The following is a 25681-nucleotide window of genomic DNA, read 5'->3' as shown; positions in this document are numbered from 1 at the left end:
GTGAACACTCCTTTAGTACATATCCATATCCAATTTATCTTCGATAGTGAGTTTCTTTCTACCACGTTTCTTACGATCTCCGCTTGAGCCATCTTCTGTTTTTCTCGCTTGTTCGATAAGCGATTCAATCAGGTCACCAGTTGGATTAGCATTCATGTCTTCAAAGTCATTCGACTCGTGACGTTCGCCATCTCGTTCCATGTCTTTGATTTTTTGTTCTGAAATCAATTCTTGTTTTGCTTCATAATCTTGCTCGATTTCTTCTAATGAGAATTGATTGTTTACTGCAAACATGGATACTCGTTCCGAAACATATTGCAACTTGTCGTCCGTGTATTCAGTGAAGTAAGCCGTAATATTATCGAATGAATTTTCATGAGAGAACTTTTCATCTTTCGAGAAAATATGTGTTAAATCTGTTTCAAGGTTTGCTCGAACTTTTTGCTTCTCGGAGGTCATGAATTCCATTTCATTTTTGTTATTACTCAAACGATAGAATACATTTGACTTTTCATCGACAGATACGAGAGAATCATTCGCAATTCTACGATGCTTACGATCTAAGTGATAGGTTGCCATCGTCAATTTATTCAGATTTTCTGAATAGAACTTGAATTCGTTAATCGAGTCAGAAATATGAATTCGAGAGACAGCTTTATCCATGCTTTCAGCATCCATGAACTGACGAGTCATTTGATTAATTTCAAAAACAGAACTGTCATTGACTTCACCTAACTTGATTCGATTCAAGTCATTCATCAGTTTGTACACGGCAGGATCGTCACTAGATTTGGCAGCCAATGAGATTCGTTCGAGTTCAGGATTGAGATATTCGAATTCTTCTTGGATAATCCCTTTTTCAAATTCATAAGCTTTCTGAGTGAAGCTTCGGGCTTCTTGATACTTCCCGACTTCTTCTGTGAGTTTCTCATGTTTATCGAGGAAGGCTTGAGCCTTCTCACGATAAACAGTCACGAAAGTAGATGGGTCGAATCCTGATTTAATTAACGTTTCGAAGTCTTTTTCTTTATAAGATTTTAAAGCGTTTTCGAGAATCGTCTTCTCATTTTGAAGTTTTCTGTCACGAATATTAAGTGACTTCTTCCAGTATTCGATAGACTCACGAGCTTTGTTGATTTCAGGTAACTTCACATAACCACACTTGATGCGTTGGCGAATAAATTTGTATGAATCGTAAACTTCTTTCGAGACTTTAATGTTTTCCCGAATCTCTTTGAACGAGTCTAAATCGACTACTTCTTCGTTCTTCTCTTCTTCGAGTTCGGCTTTGAGTATAGCCAACTCTTCTTCAAGTTTTTTGAGTTCCATATCCACTAGAGTTTTCTCGTCATTTAACTTGTCAATCGTTTGATTAACTTGAGCATAGAAAGTTACTGGTGAATACTCGATCCCTTCTTGCATGGCAGACTCTTTAGCTTTTAATTCAATAACATATTCATTTCGTGAAAGTCTTTCATGAGCAACTTTACCATTGCCCTGATCTTCGTAAGAAAGATGTGAGACTTCTTCTTCAATACCATTGGCTTTGTAGAATTCATTGATCTTTTCTGCCAATGCCTTTCTCCATTCCACGATCTTGTGTTTCCCATTCCATCCAGTTAAATCAACATTTCGTGTCTTTTTGTTCCCTTTCTCGTTAAGAATAAATTCACCGTTTTTGTCTTTAAGATATTCTTTTTTCGAACGAGATGAAGCCCATTCACCGTTGCTTTCAAAATGACGAATAGTAAGCAAGATGTGGGCGTGTGGGTTCTGATCTTTGTCATGGTGGATGTTCACGTCTGCAACCATACCGGCATCAACAAAGTTTTCTTGGACGTACTCTGTAATTAATTCTTTTTGCTTTTCTTTATCCAGTTCGATGGGCAAAGCAACCACAACTTCACGCATCAATCTAGCGTTTACTGGCTTTTCAATTGCTTCTACTTCGTTCCACAATTTTTCACGATCATATACCCATTCAGGCGCATGTTTTGGAGCGAGGATGAATGAATCAGGTTTGACTTCACGAGTTCTATACGCTTTCGTCTCTTGATCTCTCTCACTGAACAACTTCTCTCCTGAAACGTAAGAAGCTTTTGCAACTGCTGATTGTTTAGCCTTTTGAACATTACGAACAGCCATATAGAACAATGCCATCTGATTCACCACCTTTCAAAATAGCCCCTGCGGGTTAATACGAAGTATTTTCTGTCGGAGACAGCCCATTGGCACTTTGATGAAATCAAGGTGCGTAAATGGGCACTCGCTTCTCTCCTGACCTCATTTTACCACTTGACGTTCCACTATTCAATCGCATAGACTAGGATTAACCACAATTCTTTCACGATCTAAGTTTCTTCTCTTTTTCGCATAAAACCATAAGTGAATAACCCGTTTTGAATTAATTTGATTTAATTCTTCACGAGTTAAACCAGAGTCAGGCAATCGTTTAACCAGTCATCAACTCTGAGTTTTTATGTTCATTTTGCTCACTCATCCTTGTTTTCCTATGTATTCTTAATCCATCATCATTGGTCGAGCAGTAAAATGTTTGGCCTGTTCATCTGCGATGATCGAGCCAAAATATTTTACGCAATCTTATAAAAAATACAAATACCAAAAGAGAGGTCGTGTAATCCATGGCACGTTCAGTAATTAAGAAAACCGATTTGAAGAAACACGATAGACTTAAAAAAGAAATTGAAAGACAACAGAAAGAATTACGAGATATTGAATCAGGAATCGAAGCATCTATCGGTAACTTTGTTTGCGAGAAATTCGGCACTCATGACTTGGAATGGTTAGAAGAAAAGATTACTTATTACTACGATCTTGAACAAACTGAGAATGCTGCTAAAGGTGAACTAGTGAAGAATGAAGTAGCACCTGAATACGACACTACCCGTTCTTAAAATGAGCAAAAAAAAAGACTTTGATCGTCAACGTGATTTGTTGACGTCATATGAAAAGAAGAGGGCTGAGTTCGATAAAAAGCAAAAGCATTTTAACGAACTTGATAAAAAACTAAACTTCCTTGCTAAAGATGAAGCACGTAGAAAGCGAGCGAATCGCCTTATTCAAACCGGAGCATTAGCTGAGAAATATTTCGATACTTCTCACCTTAATTCTGAACAAATCGAGGAACTATTTAAGATGTTTTCAGATTACATCAATCACAAGAAACCTGATAAATTCAAAAAATAAAACCCTGCATATGCAGGGTTTTTATCGTTCCATTTCAACTTCTCTATTCCGTTGTTTCTTGATCTCTTTTTCAGTCTTCTCCTCTTTTGATTTTTGCTTATCTCCTTTTTCAGTTTCATCATTTTCTTTCGTGTTTTGTTCTTTTTCTGATTCTTTTTTCGCTTTCAGAGTTTGCACCATTGAACCGTACAGTTTTTCAAATTTGTCTTTAATTTTCGGGTTTTCAATCTTCTTGTCAAAGTCATTGGCTAGATCGACGAATGATTTTAATCGTTCATCTTGAATCTCGTTTAATGAAGAGTAGTCCTTCGATTCTAACTCTTTAATCTTCGAGTTGATCGTGAGCATTTTTGCAGTTTCAAGACCCTTCATTTTGTCGATTTCTTCTTGAAGTTTTAAATTTGGCGTGTCTGCATTTTGATTACTCTCGGTCACTTTATCGAGTGCAGCCACTAAGTCGTTGCTCTCTTTCTTTGCATCATTGTAGCCCATTAATTTAGCTTTATCATTCATCAGATTAAAGATTTTTAGACCTTGCTTGGGTTCTTCTTTGAGGGCAGTTGCAATTTCAACAACTCTCTCATCATCTGAATTTTCAATTACATAATCCATCATTTTTACGAATTGATCTTCCTTACTTAATGGACTCTCAACATCCTTTTCTGTCGTGAGTTTTTTTCGATAAAACTCATACACTTTCATGAGAATATCTAATCCAGTTTCAATTACATCGTCTTTGGTTTGGTCAGTATTGTGCACTTTAAATTACCTCCTAAGAATGGGTTTTTCATGCTGTATTTCCTACTCTAATTATACCATTTTTGGCTTACTTAGACTTCATTTTACAGTGCTGTTTTGTGCGCTTTTCATTTTATTTTTCACTCTTTTTAGGTGATTTTCAATTTAAAATCTCAAGTTTAATCATAATCTTCAAAATGATTTTATCTTCTTTTAAAAAATGGTCTTATAACATTTAAAAATATAAAAAACACATTATAATATATTAGTTTAATACTTATTACCGATACTTTTTACATCCAAAGATGTTTTGTATACTTAAAATAATATAATTTACATCAGATAATGTTGTTTTCGTAACTTACAATAGAACATAAGCAATTTAAAGAAACTTTCTTTACATCAAATGATGCAAAATATGTTGCTATTATATGTCGTGTACGTTATACTTGTTTTAGGTGGTAAACAAAATTCAAAACGAGGTGCAAAACATGAAAAAAATTATTGGTACTGACATTGGAAACTCTAAAACTGAAATCGTTATCGGCTCTCAAAATTCAGAAATTTCGTTCCGTCAACCTTCTGTTATTTCAGAAGTAATCGGCTCTCAAATTTCTACCGATCAAACGATCGAACAAGTAATGAGCGATTTGTACAACAACATCACTGTACATATCTCTTCTAAAGCTTTAAGTCGTTCTGCTTTATATCACATCGGTTCTAAAGCGTTAAATGCACCAAACAAATCAAACATGAACTTGTCACTCGGTAAGAAATCTGAAAACGATATCCCAGTCGTTATGACGCTTGGAATGATCGCTGCATCTGCGGTCAAGGAAAAGTATGAGGAAGAGAATGAATTGCCTGAATCAATTTCTTTATCAGTTGATATGGCAACAGCAATCCCTTCATCTGAGTACACGAAACCAATTGCAGAAGGACTTGAGAAACGTTTCGTTGATAATCGTCACATCGTCGTGGTTCATGTCGCTGACGAAATTGTTCAAGTTACAATCAAATTTACCAATTGCAAAGTAACAGAAGAGGGTAAGACAGCGATGCTCGCTTTCAGTACGAGTGACGACAATATCTTGTCTGAATACAACCGTATGTATAACAGTAACAAGTCAGTTCGAGAATTATTAAGTGCCACTTCTCTTCATGTGGATATTGGTGATGGAACTACTGAGTTTACTACTATTGAAGGATTGCAACCAATCCCGAACTTGAGCCGTGGTAAACGATTAGGAGTAGGCTATGTGTCTGATGATGCTATTCGATTGATTCAGAGCCAAAGTCAATTAAGTCTTAATTCACGATTCACTCGACAAGAACTTCAAGAGTGGATGAAAAAAGAAACACCTAGAGGTGAGTTTGCTCGTGAATGCTTTGAAAAAGCCAAGCACCTTCAAGCAGACGAAATTCTTAATGAAACGTTTGTAAGCTTTGCGGAATTGTCTTCTTCACAAGCCGAATTGATCTTCGTTCATGGTGGAGGAAGTATCACGTTCAAAGAAAATATGCTCGAAAAGTTGTATCGTTTTGCAGAACAAAACTACTCACAAGTTGTTTGGATTGATAAAGAGTACGCAACTAGCATGAATAGCCGTGGCACGTATGTACTTGCCAAAGCACTTTATGCAAATAAAAAATAAATCTCAAATTAAGTAACCAGTCCTCAAGGGCTGGTTACTTAATGACTTTTGATAGGAAAGGATGACGGTTCTATGAGTAATCGTTCACTCGTTACAGCATCATTATATTTGGAACTACCAAAAACCTCTTCAAAAGAACGGGTCGAGTCACATGAGTCGATTCAGAAATGGGCGACCGTCCAAGCCAAAGTGAGCACTAGCGTTGTCACCTTAATCGAGTTGGCTATTATGAGGTTCGGGCATAAGGACGTTATGAATATTGACGTTCAGACTGAAATGTTCAAAGCGATTTCTCCTTTTAAATCCGTTTTTCAAGATACGTTTTCTGAACTGATCGTCTTAGACGGCTCAGAGGTTTCTCTTCCTGAAAAACCAATTAAACGTTGTTCTCTCTTAAATCAGAACCTTACAGATTTAGAAAAGGTTCAATATTACGACTGGATCGACGCCCAATCGAATTTGTCCGCAAGCGTCCGTTCCCTGATTTTAGAATCTATTGAAGTCTCGGGATATTCAAAAGTAACTTCGTTCCCCTTAAAACAAGCGCTAACCGTCTTCTATGCTCTTACAGCAATGTACCGAGACAGCGATCTCCCGTTAGAAGTCATCATGCCTTTGGCCACAAGTACGCTACAAAGCACATCATTGAAACATGCACCAGTTAGTCAAAATACGTCATCTCCAATGGACGTTCGTGAACTAAATCGTGTAAACAAAAATGAAACGGCTGCCATCCATCCTTCAAAGGAAGTTGAGCAAGTCGCACCGAAGGAAAAAACCGAACGACAAGAATCGCCAAATGTCGAGAAACGAAAAACTACCGACGAAAAAACCTCGGAATCTAAGCCCGATCTTCCTTTTGACGCAAATGCTTTTTAAGAATCTCGTTTCCTAACGGGATTCTTTTTTTATGCCTTGTGTATGTGCTTCGTTTTTCGAAATCAAGTCAATATTTTCCTTGGAAGCGACCTTTTATGCTTATAAAATAGTTACTTCAAAGTACATATGTTGTATAATAAAAAGTGTTATAAATCAGTGTTTGAAGGGAGGTCATGAAAATATGAATCCATTTACAAAAATAAATACATTCGTCGTCAACACGACTGCTTCAGTTACAACATTAGTAATTTCAATCTTTATTTTGGCAATTATCGTAACTGGTGCAATGGTAGCGTGGGGAAGCGAAGAAAACGTACCACGCTTCAAAAAGGCTCTAATGTGGTCGATTGTAGGTCTTATGGTAACGGTTCTTGCACGTACAATCGTTACTTGGGTACGAAACGGAGTAGCTTAAACCAACGTCAAAGGAGTAAATCACATTGAGACAGAATTCGAACGATTCGAATGAGTCAAGACGTGACAATCTCATGGTGACGCTTCCCGTACCGATCGACTCAAGAAAGTATCTAATTGGGCGGATAGCATTTGTCGATGTATTGATCGCATCGCCATTCGTGCTAGTTACCGCCCTTTTCTTGTACATTCTGTTTCGTCTCGGGTTGTGGAACACATATGTATCCGTGTTCCTTTGCTTGCCTACGATTGCCGTCATTTTGGCTCAGTTAACCAAACATCCAGTCAGAAGAGAAATTTCATATATCGAACACGGTGTCCTTTGGCGGTTCTTCTACAAAAAACGTCAAAAGGAATTCTTTAAAAGAAAAGGAGAAATTGATATGTCCGACATTTATGACTCTCGAAAAGTATTGGGGCTGAAATCGGTTTATCTTGACTGCTATCAGACGTCCAAGAATCTTGTTCGGGTCTTCGAAGTATCGAGCGTCAACTTGTCCCTCGCTAACCGTTCAGAGAAAAAAGCGACACTCGATGCTTTCAAGGTCTTCCTAACGTCTAGTGACTTCTATAAACATCTTCAATTTTGTAAAATCGCTCAACCGATCAACCTCGACCGTCACCTTGAGAATTTTCGGAAGATTGAACGACACGGAGAAGGTAATGACGTCAAGGCGATGCTAAACCGAAGCTATGAGAAATATATGATGGACGTCGGTCGTAACCGAAATTTAGTGGCTCGTAAGAACTACATCATCCTGACCCAACCGATTAAGAATAAGGATTTGGATAAGGCATTGCTTGAAATCGACAACAAGAGTGCGATTTTATCGCAAAAATTAAGTAACCTCGTCCTCGATCAACAGAGCCTTACAGTGAAGCAGCTAAACAGTGAAGAACTGACTTTGTTGCTCCATACCACATTGGATTACGACAGTGCCGTTTCGGTCGGTCGTCACATCATCCGACGTGCAAGTAGCTACTCGGATGTTTCGATGGGTGAAGATTCTGCCAAGAAATTGATTGAGTCATTACAACGTGACCTCGAATACAACATTCAATAATAGAAAGAAGGTTCATTCATGGGATTTTTCGATATTTTCAAAGGGAAGTCGGTAGCAAAGGAAGCCGAAGAAGAATTTGCTTCTTCGCTTCATGAATATGACAACACGCTTTTGTCTGTTCTCTCTCCTGACTACATCCAAGAACATGAAAATTATGTTCAACTAGGTTCTAACTTCACTCGTACACTCATGTTAGTGGATTACAACACTATGATCTCTCAAGAAGATATTCAAGAATGGTCAGAGATTTCGGATAACGTCTCAATTTCTTATCACGTCAACAAAGTATCGTCGGCGGAAATTCGCGCAAATATGTCTAAAGCCATTAAGCAGGCTCGTCTTAAACAAGCCGACGAACGATTGGACGATGCTACGAAAGTTGAAGCTGAGGTACAGGAAAAGGACGCAACACGAGTCATTCGTGAATTGGCAACTGGTTCGGAAATGATGTTCGAACTGAATGTCTTGTTCCATTTAAACGCCCCGAACATGGTCGAGTTAGACCGTTTAACTCAACGTGTGAAGTCGCTTGTCGGTGCAACGGCAACTGCGTACTCACCAAATTTACGTGCGATGGATGCTTACCATTCCTTCTTGCCCCTTGGTGAATTGAAGGTCGCTGAGATGACAAGACGATTGGTGAACTCGGAAGCATTGTCATTCTTCTTCCCATTCCACGAAAACGAGATGTTCCAAGAGAGTGGGATGTTTTTTGGAATCAACGAGAAAACAAAGAACGTTATCTTGGTTGACCAAAACAAGCTTTTGAACAAGCACAAAGTCTATATCGGGGTCTCAGGGGTTGGTAAATCGACCGCCTTGTTTGCGGACATTATGAAAGAATACATGGTCGGTACTAAGATACAGGTCAATGACCCAAAAGGTGAATTCGGGTCGAAGTTCAAGAACCTCGGTGGGGAATGGATCAAGTTCAGTCTTGAGTCATATACAAGCCGTATCAATCCCTTTGATCTTCCGAAACAGTCATTCGAAGCAGACGAGGACGGCGAGACAGTAAGGGCAACCAATCCGATTTACAACAAGATTCCTCAACTCATTGTCATGTTCAAATTGATGTTCCCTGATATGACGGTCATGCAAGAAAACATCGTCTCGAACATCATTCTCGAAGTGTACAAAAAAGCAGGAATCTATTCTGAATCTGATAGCGAGGGGAAAGAAGCCACTGACTTTTCAAAGCTACGACCTTCTGACTTCCCGACTTTAACCGACTTTGACGAAGCTTTAACTTCGTTGCAGTCGGATGATCCCGACATGTATTCAGACCTTCGCAACTTCCATACAGGGATTAAAGTCTATATCAACGGCATCTATAAACACGTATTTAATGGTCATACCAACGTTGACGTCAATAGTGACTTGGTGGCTTATGACTCTCTTTCCTTTGCGGACAACGAGAAAGTTCAACGGATTCTCTATTACAACATTATGAGTCACATGACTTATGAAGCAATCAACGGCGACGGCTCACCGATGCGATTTGTTTTCGACGAAGCCCACGTCATTGCCGATCCGAACATCCCGTTAGCGATGAAACAGTTGTTCTACATGTTGAAAGTCTTACGTTCGTTTAACGTCGGGGTTTCAACGGCGACGCAATCAATCAAAGACTTCTTGAGTGCGAAAGATCGTACATCTGGAAAAAACTATGGTGAAGCTGTCATCAACCAATCAGTCCAAAAAATGTATCTCCCGATGTTGGAGAACGAAATCGACTTCCTAGAATCTGAAATGTCTCACAAGTTCAGTGAAAAAGAACGGAGCATCTTGATTGTACGGGATGGAGATAAAGCGAAGCAGGCAGGGAAAGGCATTCTATTCATCGGTAGTAAGAAGATTTATACGGCGGTGAAACTGACGCCTATGGAAGCCGATCTTTGGTTCAAAAATAAGAAGCTTCATGAAATCGTCGTCTAAGAGGAGGGATTCGTTTGAGTGAGAAGCAACGTTCCTTTCCTACCATCCCTCTTTTCATCGGTGGTTCGACCACAGCCATTGTTCTCATTGTGCTTCTTGTTTTCATCTCAATTATGTCTATTTTCGGTGGGATGTTGGAGCAAAAGAAAAAAGAAGAAGATGGGGTCGGCGGTGGATTCGCTATGTGCCAACCAAACGGGGAAATCAACCGTTCGGTGTTCGATGCTCGATTCAAGGGGGCAGGAGTGTTCGATGGAAAGGCTCAACTTTTCATCGACGCTGCCACTCGGAACAATATTGATCCTGTGGTGTTAAGTGCCATCGCCTTTCACGAGACAGGTAACGGGACTTCGAACATGGTTCGTGAACGAAACAACCCAGGGGGTCTCTACAATTCGTCAGCAGGTTCATTCTTCGTTTTCTCGTCTTTAGAAGAAGGGCTTGATGTGATGGCTCGAAACCTTTACAAGAACTATTATGCCCTCGGTCTTGTGACGATTGAACAGATCGGGAATAAATACGCCCCTCTCGGAGTCGCAAACGACCCAAACAATTTGAACGCCCATTGGATTCCTAATATCACGAAAAGGGTGTCGGAGTTCGGAGGGCTTTCCATGAATTGTGAAGTAGCAGGATTCGACTCGGGACTCGGTTCTCCTGTTCGTGGGAAAATCATCATCACCTCAAGATGGGGGCCGAGGAGTTTCATGACACCGAACGGTTTATATAGCGACTTCCATACAGGAATTGATTTCAACTGCAACACGAACGATCCATTGCTGTCTGTACTTGATGGGAAAGTCGTCTTATCACAATGGCACAACTTGTATGGATGGTATATCAAGGTCGCACACGGCGATAAAACGACCCAATACGCTCATATGAACGCTAAGGGGTTACCTGTTGGTGCAACCGTCAAAAAAGGCGAGCAAATCGGTCTGTGTGGGAATACGGGGAATAGCTTCGGTTCACACTTGCACTTCGAAATTTTCATTAACGGTGGCACAACACGCATCGACCCTGAACCATATTTCAAGAATCAAAAGTAAGAGGTGAAAACATGAAACAATTCCTTCGATACATTCTGACATTTCTTCTCGTTCTCGGTCTTGTGATGGCTTTCTTAAACGAGAGGGATAAAGTCAAGACGGAGAGAATCTTGAGTGACGAATGGAAAAGTAAAGCAGAACAACTCCAACAACTTCCCCTTTACGATCAAAGAGCCGAAGATTTCGTGGCTGCCATGAACGGCGGAGAAGGTGACCTCGAATCACGATTGACTGGTGTTGCATTGGCGGAATATGAAGAAGCCCTTGCGAACAGTGGGGAAGGTGTTCAGGACGCTTATATCGACACTTCACTGGTGAATACGAATATCTTAATGACGAATAGCGAGATAGACGCTCAGGGCAAGTATCGTTCCAAAGTTATGTATGAGTTGGATATGAGTACCGTTGCAGACAACCCTGAAACAGGGGTTGTCGATAAACGAATCGTGACATTAATTATGGAAATGGATTGGGAAGACGAAAAAGTGAGTCGGTATGAGATCACATTTTTCAATGACACGTTAGGATTAGAAACACCAAAGGAGAGCGTCGATGAATAGGGTCATATTGGCATTCGGAAAAGTTCACAAGGTGTTGCATGACACCTTGAACACTTTTCTTTCAAAAAAAACAAAACAATTCGAACAACAATACGAAGAACAGTTTGACGAATCCCCGTCAGTTGTTCGCATCCGAAAATTCCGTAGAGATTATGTCTTGCGTCAAAGTCTCTTGATTTTCATGTTCTTCACCATCTTGTTCTTTATTTTTACAAATTAGAAAGGAGGGGTTGTATGAATCAGTTTAAAAAAGTAGCGAGTTTTGTTCTTTGTTTACTCTTCTTATTTTCAGTTCCCGTCTCGGCAAAAGAAGGGGACTTCTATAAACGAAACAAGGCACAGTTCGATCAATACGAAAATATTCTTGGTAAAGACTATATTGACAACTTTGTAAAAAAATATGACTCTTCCACAAACACATTCAAATGCGACACTTTCGATTTTTCTTGTCATGCTAACGCCCAAATATTTAGTGGGGCTTTAGGGTTAGCCAAAACTTCTGTTGAACAAATGAAAATTGTAGTTCGAGACCCTCAACTTATCGTAAAAGATCCCGGAATTAATAAGTTCAAAGGATATTTGACGACCTTGGCAAACTCCTTGCTACCGTTGTTTGTAATTTGGCATATGATGGTCATGGCACTCCGTAGGCTCGGTGATCCAGACGATTATCAACAAGCCATGAACCAAAAAATGCTAGGGTTTATCACAGGTGCTATTATGCTCGGACTCTATAATCCGATTTTCAACATCATTCTTGATATGCAAAACGATTTGCTTAGAGGGATTGTGAAAGGGACTGTCGATACAGATGCTTTGATGGTCATGGTATTCACATGGTCGCCTACCTATTCGATAGTGCTTTCATTTTTCGTATTACTCGCTGTCATTATTTTCGGTTTGGCAGTCATGTATCGTTTCGTGGCACTATCGTTCATGTTTATGGTCGGACCGTTGGCAATTGCAACAATCCTAAATGACGAATTCAACTACTTCAACGTATGGTGGAAGTATATTTGGAACAACATCGTTACTTTCGCCTTACAAGCAATCGCTTATGCTTTCTGCATTCAGGTGCTAACCAACCAAAATGCATACGTCAAATCTTTCCCTTATTTAAGTCAAGGTGTCGTCGCCATATCAATGGTATTAGTTATTAGTTTCTTCTCCTTAACGATTCCATTTATTTTAGGGAACTTAGGAAGCAGTTCAGGGACTGGACGATCCATTGGTCGAGTGGCACGAGTATTAATCAAACGATAAGAGAGGTGTAATACATTGGCTCAAACGGTTCAGTTTAACAAGCATGGAAACATGATGTTCAGTGGGAATGATGCGATTTATCGCATCCCCACAGAACATTTAAAGTCAGATAACGACCTTGAGATTGAACGAAGTATCAAACGTTTTGCGGTCGGTCATCCGTTAGAACATCAACTAATGACACCTGATGAAGTGACCAGTGAAGGACGGTACACGCTACTAAAATATGATTTGAATCAACTACACGCATTCGATCGTTTATTCGAAATCCCACTGAGAGAAAAGTTGGATTACTACCGTTCGCTCGTTGCGTTCGCAATCGAAGAGAAACGAAAAACGCTTCAAGTTTCTTGGGAGAGTTCGAATTTCATTGTCGATACACATGAAAAGAATATTAAGGTGTTGCTCTATCAGACAGATACGATTCCGATCTTCCGAGACAACGATATTAGTATCGTGCAACGAGTAAAAGAACTGATGCTCATTTCACTGACTCGCCTTCAAAAAATCGTCTCACTTCCGAAATTTGTCGATTTACTTGAGCAGGATCAAATCAATCGAGAATTTTGTCAGTCCCTTTATCAATACGATAATTTGGACGATATTTTATACTTGATTGAAGAGACGGAACTTAAATACCTCGAAGCAGAACGAGAGGACGAAGATGACGAAAGTGAAGTTGAGAGTTCACCGAAACGTGGTCTGTTTGTTCGTAAGAAAAAGGTTGAGAAGAAGAAAAAGAAATCTCCAAAAAAGCAAACTCCTGTATATGCGAATCCGAATCGGAACAAGAAGAAGGTAAGTCGGTTTGATAAGAAAACAATGTATCTAATGGTCGGCGGTGTCATCACCTTGCTCTTATTCTTAGGTACAGAATTGATGACGGGTTCGAGTAAAGAACCAACGAATGAATCCAAAGAAGTTGCCGTGTCGAATCAAGCTTCCTCGACTTACTTTAAATCCAGTAACAATGCAGCCATCACCAATTCTCTGATTCGCGCCTATCGTGCTTCTTATTCAGGACGTCAGAAGGATGCTTACACCATCTTAGAAACGATCAACAAGCGTGATTTAGATGTGTCAGACTTGTCTATGGTCATCTCTGTTTACGATGCTGAAAATCAGTTGGCTTCCCTTATCGACGACAATCCGATTCCTGAGATGGCGAACGAGGTCGTGACCTATCTAATTAAAAAAGATCAGTTGAATAAATTGGTCGATATTTCATCTCAAATGAAGACAGCAAACCCATATATTGAATTTGAAACGGCATATTTGAACAACGATTATAATAAAGTCATTGAATTAAAAGAGATGGTAGAGTTAAATGGTCGTAAGGAAGGACAGATTGTTGACGCATACCTTCAACTTGGGAAAGTTCAAGAAGCAACAGAGTTCGCTCAATCTGTCGGAAACCCCGATCTATTCAAACAAATTGATGGTCATAGTATGTTTTAAGGAGTTTTAGATGGATGACGAAAAGAAGTGAATTGCGAATCCTTTCCGAAGAAGGGAGAGTCAAAATCCCACCTGAGTATCTAAGGCTTCACAATCTTCAAAAGGGAGATACCGTCGAAGTTTCTTGTAATTCTTCTAGTATCAACATCCGAAAGTATCGTGAAGAATTTATATGTGCGGTGACAGGTAAATTTTCAAAGAACGGGAGCATGTACGGGAATAGTTACATCTCAAAAGAAGGACTAGAAATCATAACTGCTCAGAACAAGAAAAAGAGTGATTAGTCTCCATGACTAACCACTCTTTTATTTATGTGATGCTATACTTTTTGCCGTTGATTGTCTCTCGGATGATACTCAGGAGACCGTCGAAATTTGTTTGAATCGGATTCAGTTTTTCTGTTTCGTCCACGGGTTCGAAGAAGGAATGATTGGGGATCACTTGGTAACTGTCCTCTTTCACTCGAACGACAAATCCTTCTTCTTGTCCGTTCAAGATTATCTTCACACAATCAGCGAAATAGACTCGCTTTTTTTCTTTTTCTTCGTGCATTATGCACTTAGCGTTGTACCCCTTGTGATATAAAGACTTCACAAGGGATCGAGCACGTTTCTGTTGGATAAAACGACGGTGGTCGTCGATAGGTAGCTTCATGGGGTTTTCATCCTTTCGGTTGGTTAAATTACTTTTTATTTGCTTTCATATGCTTGCTTCCAGTAGTCAGGAATCTCAAAATCGTTTGTGATAATGTGTTGATACACAATGTCTGCCACTGTCCCGAAATAATCTTTCTGCAACTGTTCGTCAGTGTTCATGTCCTTAAACAGGTCATACATATGACCGCCATTATGTTGGTTCATGTAGTCTCTCCATTGACTCGCTTCGGTATAAAGGTTTGTTTCTTCCGCATTACTGTCAGCGTAGACCCAAGACATTAGCATCTCCTCGATCTCTTCCATGAAACCAAATTTGAGGTCGGTGAGAGCCTTGATAGAAGCTTGGCTATGAGGATGCTGTTCATCTCTCACTCGGAGCAATAAGTCGTGGTTATACGTGATGGCATTTACTTTCGTCACTCCAATACTTGCAACCGCCTGTTGAACTACCTTTGTTAAATCTTTCATGTTTGTTCCTCCTGTTTTTCCCTCGGGCGAAATCGCCCCCTGAGGGTGAATTTTTGCCGTTTTGACACGTTAGACGAACAGCCATCGCAAGGGAGACGTCAAGGGTCTCAGCCAGTCTACTTTTTTTCGTTCAGGAGCGTTTTATGGACGAAAAAAATCGACTGCCCCTTGATGTTGACCGCCGTGACGTGTGCGAGTGACAGGGGAAGAAGCGAAGCCGTTCCTTGCCCTGTCAGAGTCCGTCACGTTCGATAGGGTGTATCGTCCGAGGGGGAAAACGGTAAACATTCGTGGTCTTTCAAGGGCTTGACCTGACGCTCCGAGCGTCCCATCAAATCGTGCAGGAACGTACAGCCCGACACGTCCCTCGGACGTGCAGCCACTGGCCAGTTCATCTCCGATGATCTCGCTAGTGGCGACGGGGTGTCGTTATCGCTCGATTTAGGGGCGTTGCGGTGGGTTGTGGGGGCTTGGGTGGTCGATGCCCTTCCGAACACCTTAGCCCCCGCCCCATGAGCCATAAAACGCATTTCAGACCTTCTCTGTATATTTGCATTCAGGGAAGCGAGAGCAGCCATAAAACGTTCCATGCTTCGAATCACGAAGAATCAGTTTCTCCTTGCAATTAGGACAATCTCGTTTGATGTTTGTCGTTTCTTTTCTGTACGTCTCGACGGTTTCCTCCTCAATCTTCCGATTCAGAAACGACTCAAGTTCATCTCTGCCAATCAATCGAACGTTCACTTTTCCTGCGACCATTTGAGCGCTCTTAGTGAATCGGCTGTTGGTCACGACCCAAGCTTCATCACAGTCAAAATAATGCTGTGCTGTGAAGACTTCTTGTATCGCTTGAATCCCAACATTCGAGCCGTATCTTTTCGCTTGAACTACGATATTATGTCCGTTCTTTTCTAAGAGTAAATCTGCTCCGAAGTCTCCAGTGGTAGACGTCGTTTTTGCGGTGTAACCACGTTTCTCAAACAACCATTTAAGATACCTTTCAAAACCGATGCCATCCATTTTGTCGATCTGATACAAGGTGGAATTCTCATAATCTTTACGATGCTTTTGTCTCTTCAATTGCTGTATCAATTTTGGGAGTAAGAGGATCATCCCTCCGATGAATAGCCCCATAACCAAGGAACTCAATTGAGGGTAATTCCCATCGAGTAACCGTTCTAAATCACGATAAACAACCAAAGCCAAACCTAATCCAATGGCTACCTGTACACGGCTTAACTCTTTGTTATAACGTACATTACGCTTCGAATAACGACGCTTCTTCTTCATGCAATCACTTCTCCTTTTCGAATAAATTCATTCCATAACTTCGTTATGAGAACAATAAAGACAAACCATCTAACAATTTATTTCAAGTACCACACCTATTCCATTAGCAGTATTGTCTCTAGGTATTGCGTACTGAGTGGCAGGGTACGGGTACTAACCTTTATAGGCAATTGACACATTAATTCTGGAGTATATTTCGACTTCGAAACGTATTGCTCTTGGTGCTTTTCAGCGAAGGTCGCTGCACGATAAACAAGGCTCGTGAGAAGCATCGTCTTCACCTGTTTCGCACGTCTGATAGTGTTGATTAAATCCTGTGTGCGATAGACGAGATACCCTGCCCCACGTCCTTTTAGAGCGTTCCCGTTCGCATCTTTCTTCTTGCGTACCACAAAACCACTCGGAGCGTTATGAATGGCTTCTAAAGCCCGTGTGATGCTCTTATGCTTCTTCACTTCTCCGAACAAGTTCTGTGCCAATTGACGTGACGTGACTTCGAGGGGCATAACTTCTCCCTCCCCCTCGGGCGACACTTTTTCGAAGTGTGATTGGAATGAACTCGTCAAGTCGTCTGCGAGTTCATGCTTGTGGTCGTATTTACGTTGTTCACGGGTCTTCTTGTGCTTGTACCACCCTTTTGTGACGACAGAGAACCCTGTGTAGTCCTCAATCATCTTCTTATCGAACCAGTAGCCCCCAACGTCATATGACGAACGGACAGTCCGAATCACTTCACTCGGTTTCTGTGAAACAGAAAGAGCGTTGTTCCATACCAAAATCTCTTCCAAAGCATCTTCGAACGGAATTTCATCCTTACAGTTGGCACTTGCCAATTGTAGGATGATTGAGTTACGATTCCCGACTTCCCCATACTTCTTCAATTCGTTGTACCACGCTTGTTTTGTGTACATTGATTTGCCTGTACGGAAGCGATCTACACGGAACTGGCTGTGCCATTCTTTTGCTTCTTCGCAATTCCACACATTCGATGGTTCAAAGTACATAATGGTTTCTTCTCTCGGAAATCTAGCCCACCCAAACACTTCTTTCCCTGTGTCGATTGGAAGGACGTTCATTTCCTTTTTAAGACGGTTCGCAATGTCTTTTGCATAGTTGATGCCCTTTTCTCCGTACCACGCTTCTTCGAAGCGTACAAAGAACTGCACGCCCTTCGGAGTCGATAAAATCAAGAAAGGAAGGAAGTCGAAGCCCATATATTCGAATGCAAAAAGAATCTGCTGTACGCTCATTTTTTGGTCAATGTCGAAGCAAATTGTCTGTACTCGTCTTAGGTTGTTTGTCGATATGTATGAATGGTGGTCGGCTCGTGCATATATGTTAGGAGTCCAGTGAGACACACCACCAAAAGATGATTCGTGATAGTGCAATACGCCACCGATCGAGCGAGCAATGTCCTGCCCGATTTCTTGTTCTTCCCCGATGTATTTCTTGTCATATGCGACACGGACTGCCCCTTGCGTTTTAAGTTCAAAATCACATTTTTGTTTGATAGAAATCGGAATGTCATTTGCATAAGATTCGTATAATCCGAAGCCGTCCCCGATGATAAACTGCACGATTTCTTTCTCTAGTTCTGTATGTACTCGATGGTTTTTTGATTGAATATTCAACATGGTTTCCGCCACCTCTCAGATAGTTTTTGAACAAAAAAAGGTTTGCCTTCGCTCGAAAAATCGAGCGTGGCAAACCTCAAAGTCAGACTAATCTTCCATTCAACCCATGAAAATTTATTAAAAAAATGTCGATTTTTATCGAATTTTTAATCCATTTTCCTACGTTGAATGTTTGCAAACCATATGAAATGTGGTAACTTATATATATCAAAGAACTACGCCAAAGAAAAAAAGGCGTTTGTTCCTGACAAATAAGTGTAATATACACTCTATATGGTTTGAAGATTAGTGGTGCTTTTGGAACACTTTTTGAATTTTCCCCGTCCCGCCAAGAATGAGGAATTCATCTAGTGTATGGCTGCCACTTTTCTTTTTTTTTGCATTTTTATTGTTTTTGATAAAAAGGTACTAACTTCTAAATTATCGCACTAATTCTAAAGTCATTTTCATAGTGATTATATTACACTAATTTCAGGGAAAATGCTTTAAAAATCTGGTTAATGAATTGAATGATATTACATTCCCATCTTTTGAAAATAGTCACAATTTTCTTAACGGAGTCTTTTTTTCTTCTTTTATGAAATCTGCAACCGTCTGTTTGTGCCAAAATCGTTGCCCGTCAATTTCGACGTCGGGTGATGGAACTACCGTACCCAACTCTACATAACGCCAAAAATATTGCTTAGAACGCATCCTCGTGTTCGGGATCTCCCTTACTACCTCTTCGAAGAAGGAACTTTGCTTGATATATTCTGAGGCTTTAAAAGTGCCTGTCTCACCGATTCGACCCGACGGGTTAAAATCGTATTCGAGAACGTCGAGATAAAAACGCAACTCTTTTTTGTTTAAAATATTGTAAGCATCAGCAAGATTTAATACCGTTTTTTTATTTTTCTTTGGTTCACTAACAAACTGGGCAAGTTGATAAAAAATCATCTCCCCTTCGTTCGATAACACTACCGAAGAAGGGTCTTCCATCCGTTTTTTTACGTTTGGGAAGTTTTTGTAAATCATATCTAAGGCATGATTCACATGACCACTCCTTCACTTTTTATTATATACTTAGATTATAGCATTTATTAAAGAACATTCACACCTAATTCTTTTAAAAATAACATTAATTTGTTTGTATGTGGTATAATTAAATTAACAATAAATTACTCAAAAGTGAGGTGTTAGAATTGATCCATTCACTCTTTCCAATTATCAAACGGTACGCCCTCTATCCTGCGGTGGTCGGTTATTTGGCTTATAGTTACTTCCGAAACACTTTCAACTATGAATATGGAACTGACTTCTTCCTCGTGAAGCCATTCACCGCCATGATCCCGTTAGACGGATTGTCGGATCAGTTCTATTATGCCATCACCTTCTATTTGTTTGGATATGTGTACGGTCTAATCAGTAGCTTTTATGGCGTCCGAAAATTCAAAAGAGGGATTGTCCTTTCTCTAATGATTTGGGTCAGTAAGATTGTAGTAACCATGGTCGTTCTGCCCCTCTCCCCACTCGTTTTCGTCATCAATATTTTCGTGTCTGCCTATCAGGTACTTAGAAAGAACAACCCAAGAGCAAGACTTCAATACGCCGATCAATAAAAAAGACCGCCTGACCTTCGAGGTCAAGTGGTCTTTTATTTTGTCTCTGAACACTCTGATATGACTTCCTACGTGTCTATTCATATGAAGGAGGGACGAACATGGAGACGATTACGGTAGCCTTACAAGCCGTTCAAACACTTCTTATGTTACTTGCCTGGTATAACCGATAAGCAAGTTCAAACCTTGAAAAACGGTTGGTTAAGGCATTATACGGATTGGCCTGTCATCTTCGATGATCGAGCCAATCCATGTTCTTTCAATCTAAATCCTTTTTGAATACCACTCCGTGTAATGGCACTAAAGCGTACAACAGATAGAAAAGTTTCAAATAGTCTTCTTCACTAAGTTCACTGTAATCATGGCTGCCATGCAGAACCGAATTACGAGATAACGGATCGACACTTTCGTATTGATATATACGGTGCATTCCTTCAAGTGCTTTCATTTCAAAGAATGTTTTTACGAATTCGTCATCTTTCATGTTACTCAATTGTTCCGTCGCAATGTCCTTGATGGTTTTTTTACTGAATGCTTCTTTGGTTGGTTCTTCGTAATTAAAGACACCCTGATTATCCTGACTTAAAATCCAATTGGCTACGAAGAATTCAATGACGGGGTAAAGCCCTATCATTGCAAGTTCGTAATTTTGGTTACGATAAGCAATCAATGTCTGTTCTAAAATTCTATGATGCCGTTTCAAAAAGTCTTTCTCTTTAAGTGCGTCAACGTTTTTTTCAAGGTTTCGATCCATCCAATCAAGCAAGACCTCACGTTTAAGGTAGGGATGATAATCGTTAATACTGAATTCATCAAAGTAATCTATATGGAGGAAGATATTCTCTTCAGCCATTTCTTTAGAAAATGCGATCACATCACTCGATAGTTCAGATAAATTCTCGCTAATTTTTTTCCAATCAATTGTATTAAGAATCTTATAGGCGTTCGCAACGTGCTGTTCTGCACTCTTCGATACGAGTTGAAATGTTCTTAACCTCTCTTCGGTAAAGATAGAGTTGATAGTATGACTCAAACTCCTCATCGCATCATTAATTTTAAGAGCATATGATTGCAGTTCTCTATTTCTAGCATTTATCTCTTTAATGAACTCAGGTTGGTCGGAATTATTCTGTTCATCCTTCATTTATTTCGCCCTCCAGTTCTCTTTGCGTGTTTCTCTCTTTCAAATAATTATAAAAGGTCGCCTTTTTGATCGGTAACGTTCGACAAATGTCTACAACTGTAACTCCTGAATCATACATCATAAATGCTTTATCTAAAGTATCTTGATCGATCTTCTTTCGTCCTCCGACCCGTCCCCTTTTGCGTGCGGCTGCCAATCCAACTTTCGTTCGCTCAATAGTTAAGTCACGTTCCATCTCAGCAAACATGGAGACGAGAGTGAACATCATTTTACCTTGAGGGGTTGAGGTGTCGAGATCGCCCGTTATAACTCGTAAATCAATGTCTCGTTCTTTCAAGTCGTCCACAAGATTAATTAATTGCTTCATGGTTCTACCGAGTCGATCTAACTTCCAAACAACTAGTGTGTCGCCTTTTCTTAAATACTCCAAACAACGTTCGAACTCAGGTCGAGTCTGAGTAGACCCTCGTTTCTCATAAAAAATTTTCTCGCAACCTTCTTTTTCAAGAGTATCAATTTGTAAGTCAAGGTTCTGATTTTTTGTTGACACTCTGGCATAACCAATTTTCGCCATCACGTTCTCCTTTCAGTAAAATGAAAAGTCCATAAACTCAATATGATTATAACAAAATAGACGTTGTTTTATAGATGGCAAAATAGAAATCGTTCAAAAATAAAAAAGTACCGTTTTGAGCCGTTTATGACTTTTTCGGTACTTCGCTATATTTTTTATAAAAAACAATCGTTTTATAGACTTCTTAATATATTAAAATCAACAAAACGCTTTTTAAGTTTGTTGGAACTTGTTAATCTCCTAATTGGTTCCACTACCGCATTGGTCGGAATATCTTCGGGAGGTGGATAGTTTTTAAAATAACAAATACGATTAATGAAATACTCCATTTGTTCCTCATCTCCTTCCCATTCCATTTCGTCTTCATATTTTAGAGACTCTTGTTCAAGTTCTTCATACAAAGCGTATAAGTTCCATGCATCAAGTAATGCGTTGTGAGTTCCGTTTTCGTTTGTTTCGTATGTCACATTATATTTCCTACACATACCCTCAAGTGTATGTGGGTAGACCGTTCTGTGTTTCGAAAGCGATAAAGTATCCAAAAAATTATTCTCTAATGGCTTCATTCCATTTCTTAATAGGGCTTTATTCAAAAAACCTAGATCATGAGGAATATTATGAGAAATAATCAGACTGTTTCCAATGAATTTCACCAAAGCTTCTAACGCTGATTTCTCTTCAAAACCATGTTTAATTCTATGCTCTATGTGTGAGAATTTTTTGATTGTTTTTTCATCTAATTCTTGATTTACAAATAAATTTAATGAACCAATATGATCGATGTATCTAAATTTGATAACACCGATTTGAAGGATTCTATCGTTTTCCATGTCTAATCCACCGGTTTCTAAATCTAGAAAAACCCTATCTATTAAAACATGACTCATTTATACCACCGTCTTTCTAAAATTATAATGGCAGTTCATCGTCCATAAGTTTAAATTTCGTCTCATCAAGTAATGAAGATAAGCTTTCCGATTGAGATGTTAGTTTTTCACCTCCACTGATGAATTTATTTATTTCTTGAATATATCCTTCTATCTGATGTAATCGAAATTTCAGTTCACAGACTATCACTTGTTCGGTTTTTGAATCATTCGAAGCTCGTTCAATATAAACCTCTATCCCGATTTTATGGCGTTCCATCCCCACCAACGCATATTTCAAAATTTCAACATTCTCTATCGAGTAATCCATTTAAAAACCCTCCTATAAAGGTGCTATATCTCTAGTAGCTACTTCTCTTCCATGATCCGTGATGACAACGAAACCATCCTTTACAATTTCTAAGTATCCTTTTTTTATACAGCTTTCAGCCATTCGTTTGTCTTTTAGTAAAGACAGAGGAACAGATTCACCTATTTCATTAATCTTAGCAAGCATTCCCCATTGTAATAAGGTCATCTTTTTGATTGTGGTTCACCTCACTTCTATATTTTTTCAGTACAGTCGTCCGAGTAATTCATAATTTTATTGGCGAAACTCATCAACGGTCATCAATCGTTTATGACAATCGGCGCAATAAACGTATTTCAATTCTCTGTGACTTGCCCCATTATATAAACCTTCGGTGTCTTTAACTTCACCATTGAAATCATAGTGCATATCACAAGTTCCGAAATAACGTTCTTTTATATAAACACCATGACTCGAACCACATTTCGGACATTCGTTCATGCCATCCACTCCCTATAAAATTTATCTTTTAGTACAGAAGTCCGAGTAAACCATAATTTTATTGGTTGCATTTAGTAAATCTAACGTGTCGATACCGATAATCTCGCTCGATAACATCAGACAATCCATGACGTTTGCCCGTGATACCACATTTACTGCACTTGTATGTGTCGTGGTGACCACCACCTCTTTTTAACACGGTTACAAAGTTCGTCTTTTCCCAATCGTGTTCATAATGACTTTCATTCAACGCAATAACCTTCACGGAAACTAGTTCACGTCCCGATTCATAAGGTCTTAAAGTTCTGTTAAATTCTTTAATCGTTTCCGTTGCCCATTCCGTCGGGTTTTCATGTTCTCCAATTGTGTAAACCTCTTTGAAAGTGCTGTTATCTCTCAAACGTTTTACTTCCATTTCGATTTTTGGCATTCCATCCACTCTCCTATAAAATTTATCATTTAGTTGATTCGTCCGAGTAATTCATAATTTTATTTGATACGACCGTTTTTTCTAAGAAAGTTTTCAGTATCTCTAATTCGCACCATAAGGATGTTTGATTCGTGCCAATCCTCGTTAGACGATCCTTTGATTTCGTACAAAATTTCTAATTCGTTCTCCGCAATTAGTTTATTGTCTTTAAAATGTTTTGTAGTTCAGAATCATATTCATTATTCTGTTCCTCTATCTGTCGCATTTGTGTCATCAGTGCTAGCGTAACCGTCTTCTTTACCTCTGTATCCATAGTGAAATCATGTAGAAATTCTTCAATGTGATCTAGAATTTGATTGTTTTGACTAATCATGATTTCGATCGTCTCAATACGCTCATTCAACTCTTCATCTACTTTTGGATTCATTTGTTTTCGCTCCTTTTGAATAGATACTATCAAGCATATTCACGTTAAGAATTCCGTTCGATCTCTCGAAGGTACTTAAAAATTCTTTCCCTCTCCTCATTCGTCATGGTAAGGACTTTAACCTCGTCATACTGTGATAGACGTCGAGACGTTTCACCCATACCCCTGAGTATTGATTCGATCTTATCAATCAATTCATGCAAGTCAGACCACCTCCTTATCTCCTCCGCATTTCTTTCACTAACTTTTGGAGTTCGACGGCAATTCGTTCGATCTCGATTGCATTTCTTTCAACATGGTCTAATCTATTGGAGCGAACATGAATAACTTGATGTTCCATATCGTTCTTACATTTTTCGAGTTCGTCCATCAGATCGAATAATCTAACACTTTTCTCAGTGTGCTTACGTCTCTTCATCATCTCCACCCTCAATAAAATTTGACATAAATTCCACTCCTTTTATTTAGTGATTACAATTTAAAGCCTACTTTGATTATACTATATTATGAATCAAAAAATGAAATAAATACATTAAAAAATGAAATAAAAATGAAAATAAAAAGTAGGTTTCCCTACTTAAAAACATTGTCAGAACTGGATGACAGGATTGTGTTCAACCCACCTTTTCGTGATGGGACAGCCATTCTGAGAGATGGTCTTGATTCAGAACTTTAATGACCCCATCCACATGTGCATTCAAGTGTTCCTCGATCTCTTTCCGCAACTTAAAGCCTAATTTACGATATGAAGAGGAAGGGTTGATGTAGCAGCGTTCACCACTCTCCTTCGAATCCTCTCCAAGAATCGCCACAAGACTGATCGTCACCTTGCTATTGACCGTTTGGCTGCTGTCGCATCGGGACACCCGTTGGACGACGGTACGGAACGTCGCTCGGATCGAGTTGTTCGAAACCCCGTCCTTCTCGATCTCGATCAAAATCTTCGGTTCTTTGTCGTAGCCTACCATCCGTTCCATATAGAACAATTCCTCGGGGAAACGCATAATCTTCATGTATTTATATCGCTTAATCATCATCTCATTCCAATCTCCACTATAATTTCAACCAGTTCGTGATTTGCTTAAAGAACGACGTGGATGCTTGAGCATCCACCACACGCTTTGAAGCGTTGTCTCGGACGTTATGAATCAAGTCCTCATTGCAGGAATAGTCCATCGACATGCACATATCCTGATACTCATTGATGGCGTTCACCTCAGCAACGTAATTGACGTTAGACTGCGCCATTGCCACGTTCTGTTCACCATATATATGAGGGAAGAGCACCCAACCTACAAACGACAAAGGAAGGGCGATCATGACTAGAACAGTGATGTTGGTCACGCATCGCTTCTTTTTTTAATTTTCGTTTGTACATTACGTTACCAAGGATCATAGATATTGTGGCTGAGAGCACAACCAGGTGACTGTCTTGAAAAATCCCTACAATGACCAATCCAAACCCACCAAAGGAACATATCTTCATATCTCGTATATATGTTTCGAGTGCGATATAACTGAAGGTATTGATGTCTAATTTTTCTGTGTAATACGCATA

At 39.6% G+C, this 25681-nt stretch carries 27 protein-coding genes; 11 read left to right on the top strand and 16 right to left on the bottom strand.

The genetic code is table 11. The annotated features are described in order from the left end of the window. Window positions 1-12: 12 nt before the first annotated feature. Window positions 13-2160, bottom strand: a complete 2148-nt coding sequence (locus tag ACZ2GZ_RS16225; RefSeq protein WP_470295683.1) for a MobA/MobL family protein — start codon at window positions 2158-2160, stop codon at window positions 13-15. 482 nt (window positions 2161-2642) lie between these two features. On the opposite strand from ACZ2GZ_RS16225, the gene ACZ2GZ_RS16220 reads away from it, so the two are divergent. Further along, window positions 2643-2915: a hypothetical protein gene (locus ACZ2GZ_RS16220; protein WP_470295682.1), complete on the top strand. Its 273-nt coding sequence runs from the start codon at window positions 2643-2645 to the stop codon at window positions 2913-2915. A 1-nt stretch (window position 2916) separates the two neighbouring features. Next, window positions 2917-3207, top strand: coding sequence for a hypothetical protein (locus ACZ2GZ_RS16215; RefSeq protein ID WP_470295681.1), 291 nt, complete (start codon window positions 2917-2919; stop codon window positions 3205-3207). 21 nt (window positions 3208-3228) lie between these two features. Here the strand turns inward: ACZ2GZ_RS16215 and ACZ2GZ_RS16210 are convergent, their stop codons facing one another. Then, entirely contained in the window at window positions 3229-3966 is a 738-nt protein-coding gene (locus ACZ2GZ_RS16210) for a hypothetical protein (protein WP_470295680.1), read from the bottom strand. 470 nt (window positions 3967-4436) lie between these two features. On the opposite strand from ACZ2GZ_RS16210, the gene ACZ2GZ_RS16205 reads away from it, so the two are divergent. From ACZ2GZ_RS16205 to ACZ2GZ_RS16165, 9 genes are all read left to right on the top strand, one after another. Further along, window positions 4437-5600 (top strand): ParM/StbA family protein, encoded by a 1164-nt coding sequence (locus ACZ2GZ_RS16205; protein WP_470295679.1) that lies wholly within the window; start codon window positions 4437-4439, stop codon window positions 5598-5600. Between the two features lie 72 nt (window positions 5601-5672). Beyond that, entirely contained in the window at window positions 5673-6479 is an 807-nt protein-coding gene (locus ACZ2GZ_RS16200) for a hypothetical protein (RefSeq protein WP_470295678.1), read from the top strand. Window positions 6480-6660: 181 nt separating this feature from the next. Further along, window positions 6661-6894, top strand: a complete 234-nt coding sequence (locus tag ACZ2GZ_RS16195; protein WP_470295677.1) for a TrbC/VirB2 family protein — start codon at window positions 6661-6663, stop codon at window positions 6892-6894. A 382-nt stretch (window positions 6895-7276) separates the two neighbouring features. Beyond that, window positions 7277-7957, top strand: coding sequence for a hypothetical protein (locus tag ACZ2GZ_RS16190; protein WP_470295676.1), 681 nt, complete (start codon window positions 7277-7279; stop codon window positions 7955-7957). A gap of 18 nt (window positions 7958-7975) precedes the next feature. Further along, window positions 7976-9895, top strand: a complete 1920-nt coding sequence (locus ACZ2GZ_RS16185) for a VirB4 family type IV secretion system protein (protein WP_470295675.1) — start codon at window positions 7976-7978, stop codon at window positions 9893-9895. A gap of 14 nt (window positions 9896-9909) precedes the next feature. Next, the gene (locus ACZ2GZ_RS16180; RefSeq protein WP_470295674.1) at window positions 9910-10944 is read left to right on the top strand and encodes a peptidoglycan DD-metalloendopeptidase family protein; all 1035 of its coding nucleotides are present in this window, start codon (window positions 9910-9912) and stop codon (window positions 10942-10944) included. A gap of 11 nt (window positions 10945-10955) precedes the next feature. Next, window positions 10956-11504, top strand: coding sequence for a hypothetical protein (locus ACZ2GZ_RS16175; RefSeq protein ID WP_470295673.1), 549 nt, complete (start codon window positions 10956-10958; stop codon window positions 11502-11504). 234 nt (window positions 11505-11738) lie between these two features. Further along, window positions 11739-12767 carry a conjugal transfer protein TrbL family protein gene (locus tag ACZ2GZ_RS16170; RefSeq protein WP_470295672.1) on the top strand — a complete coding sequence of 343 codons (1029 nt, stop codon included), beginning with the start codon at window positions 11739-11741 and terminating at the stop codon, window positions 12765-12767. 15 nt (window positions 12768-12782) lie between these two features. Then, window positions 12783-14225, top strand: a complete 1443-nt coding sequence (locus ACZ2GZ_RS16165; protein WP_470295671.1) for a hypothetical protein — start codon at window positions 12783-12785, stop codon at window positions 14223-14225. Between the two features lie 309 nt (window positions 14226-14534). On the opposite strand, the gene ACZ2GZ_RS16160 is transcribed toward ACZ2GZ_RS16165, so the two are convergent. The 14 genes from ACZ2GZ_RS16160 to ACZ2GZ_RS16095 form a co-directional block, all read right to left on the bottom strand. After that, on the bottom strand, window positions 14535-14879 hold the full coding sequence (locus ACZ2GZ_RS16160) for a hypothetical protein (RefSeq protein ID WP_470295670.1): 345 nt from the start codon (window positions 14877-14879) through the stop codon (window positions 14535-14537). 35 nt (window positions 14880-14914) lie between these two features. Beyond that, window positions 14915-15349 carry a hypothetical protein gene (locus ACZ2GZ_RS16155; protein WP_470295669.1) on the bottom strand — a complete coding sequence of 145 codons (435 nt, stop codon included), beginning with the start codon at window positions 15347-15349 and terminating at the stop codon, window positions 14915-14917. Between the two features lie 531 nt (window positions 15350-15880). Beyond that, a complete protein-coding gene (locus ACZ2GZ_RS16150; RefSeq protein ID WP_470295668.1) occupies window positions 15881-16639 on the bottom strand; it encodes a restriction endonuclease in 759 nt (252 codons plus the stop codon). Window positions 16640-16734: 95 nt separating this feature from the next. Beyond that, window positions 16735-18273, bottom strand: a complete 1539-nt coding sequence (locus ACZ2GZ_RS16145) for a primase C-terminal domain-containing protein (RefSeq protein WP_470295667.1) — start codon at window positions 18271-18273, stop codon at window positions 16735-16737. Between the two features lie 540 nt (window positions 18274-18813). Continuing rightward, a complete protein-coding gene (locus ACZ2GZ_RS16140; protein WP_470295666.1) occupies window positions 18814-19305 on the bottom strand; it encodes a hypothetical protein in 492 nt (163 codons plus the stop codon). 825 nt (window positions 19306-20130) lie between these two features. Beyond that, entirely contained in the window at window positions 20131-21015 is an 885-nt protein-coding gene (locus ACZ2GZ_RS16135; protein ID WP_470295665.1) for a hypothetical protein, read from the bottom strand. Further along, the gene (locus ACZ2GZ_RS16130) at window positions 21005-21589 is read right to left on the bottom strand and encodes a recombinase family protein (protein WP_470295664.1); all 585 of its coding nucleotides are present in this window, start codon (window positions 21587-21589) and stop codon (window positions 21005-21007) included. Before ACZ2GZ_RS16130 ends, ACZ2GZ_RS16135 begins: the two co-directional genes overlap by 11 nt. A gap of 173 nt (window positions 21590-21762) precedes the next feature. Further along, on the bottom strand, window positions 21763-22476 hold the full coding sequence (locus tag ACZ2GZ_RS16125; protein WP_470295663.1) for a 3'-5' exonuclease: 714 nt from the start codon (window positions 22474-22476) through the stop codon (window positions 21763-21765). Window positions 22477-22498: 22 nt separating this feature from the next. Beyond that, window positions 22499-22786: a hypothetical protein gene (locus ACZ2GZ_RS16120; RefSeq protein ID WP_470295662.1), complete on the bottom strand. Its 288-nt coding sequence runs from the start codon at window positions 22784-22786 to the stop codon at window positions 22499-22501. Between the two features lie 273 nt (window positions 22787-23059). After that, window positions 23060-23266 (bottom strand): hypothetical protein, encoded by a 207-nt coding sequence (locus ACZ2GZ_RS16115; RefSeq protein ID WP_470295661.1) that lies wholly within the window; start codon window positions 23264-23266, stop codon window positions 23060-23062. A 58-nt stretch (window positions 23267-23324) separates the two neighbouring features. Continuing rightward, the gene (locus ACZ2GZ_RS16110; protein WP_470295660.1) at window positions 23325-23696 is read right to left on the bottom strand and encodes a hypothetical protein; all 372 of its coding nucleotides are present in this window, start codon (window positions 23694-23696) and stop codon (window positions 23325-23327) included. 193 nt (window positions 23697-23889) lie between these two features. Further along, window positions 23890-24123, bottom strand: coding sequence for a hypothetical protein (locus tag ACZ2GZ_RS16105; protein WP_470295659.1), 234 nt, complete (start codon window positions 24121-24123; stop codon window positions 23890-23892). Window positions 24124-24737: 614 nt separating this feature from the next. Further along, entirely contained in the window at window positions 24738-25100 is a 363-nt protein-coding gene (locus ACZ2GZ_RS16100) for a hypothetical protein (RefSeq protein WP_470295658.1), read from the bottom strand. Window positions 25101-25176: 76 nt separating this feature from the next. After that, window positions 25177-25467: a hypothetical protein gene (locus ACZ2GZ_RS16095; protein WP_470295657.1), complete on the bottom strand. Its 291-nt coding sequence runs from the start codon at window positions 25465-25467 to the stop codon at window positions 25177-25179. Window positions 25468-25681 lie beyond the last annotated feature (214 nt).

Source organism: Exiguobacterium sp. KKT215, from assembly GCF_055635335.1.
Note: the sequence above shows the minus strand (reverse complement) of the source record. Positions and strands in the feature narration are given on the sequence as shown.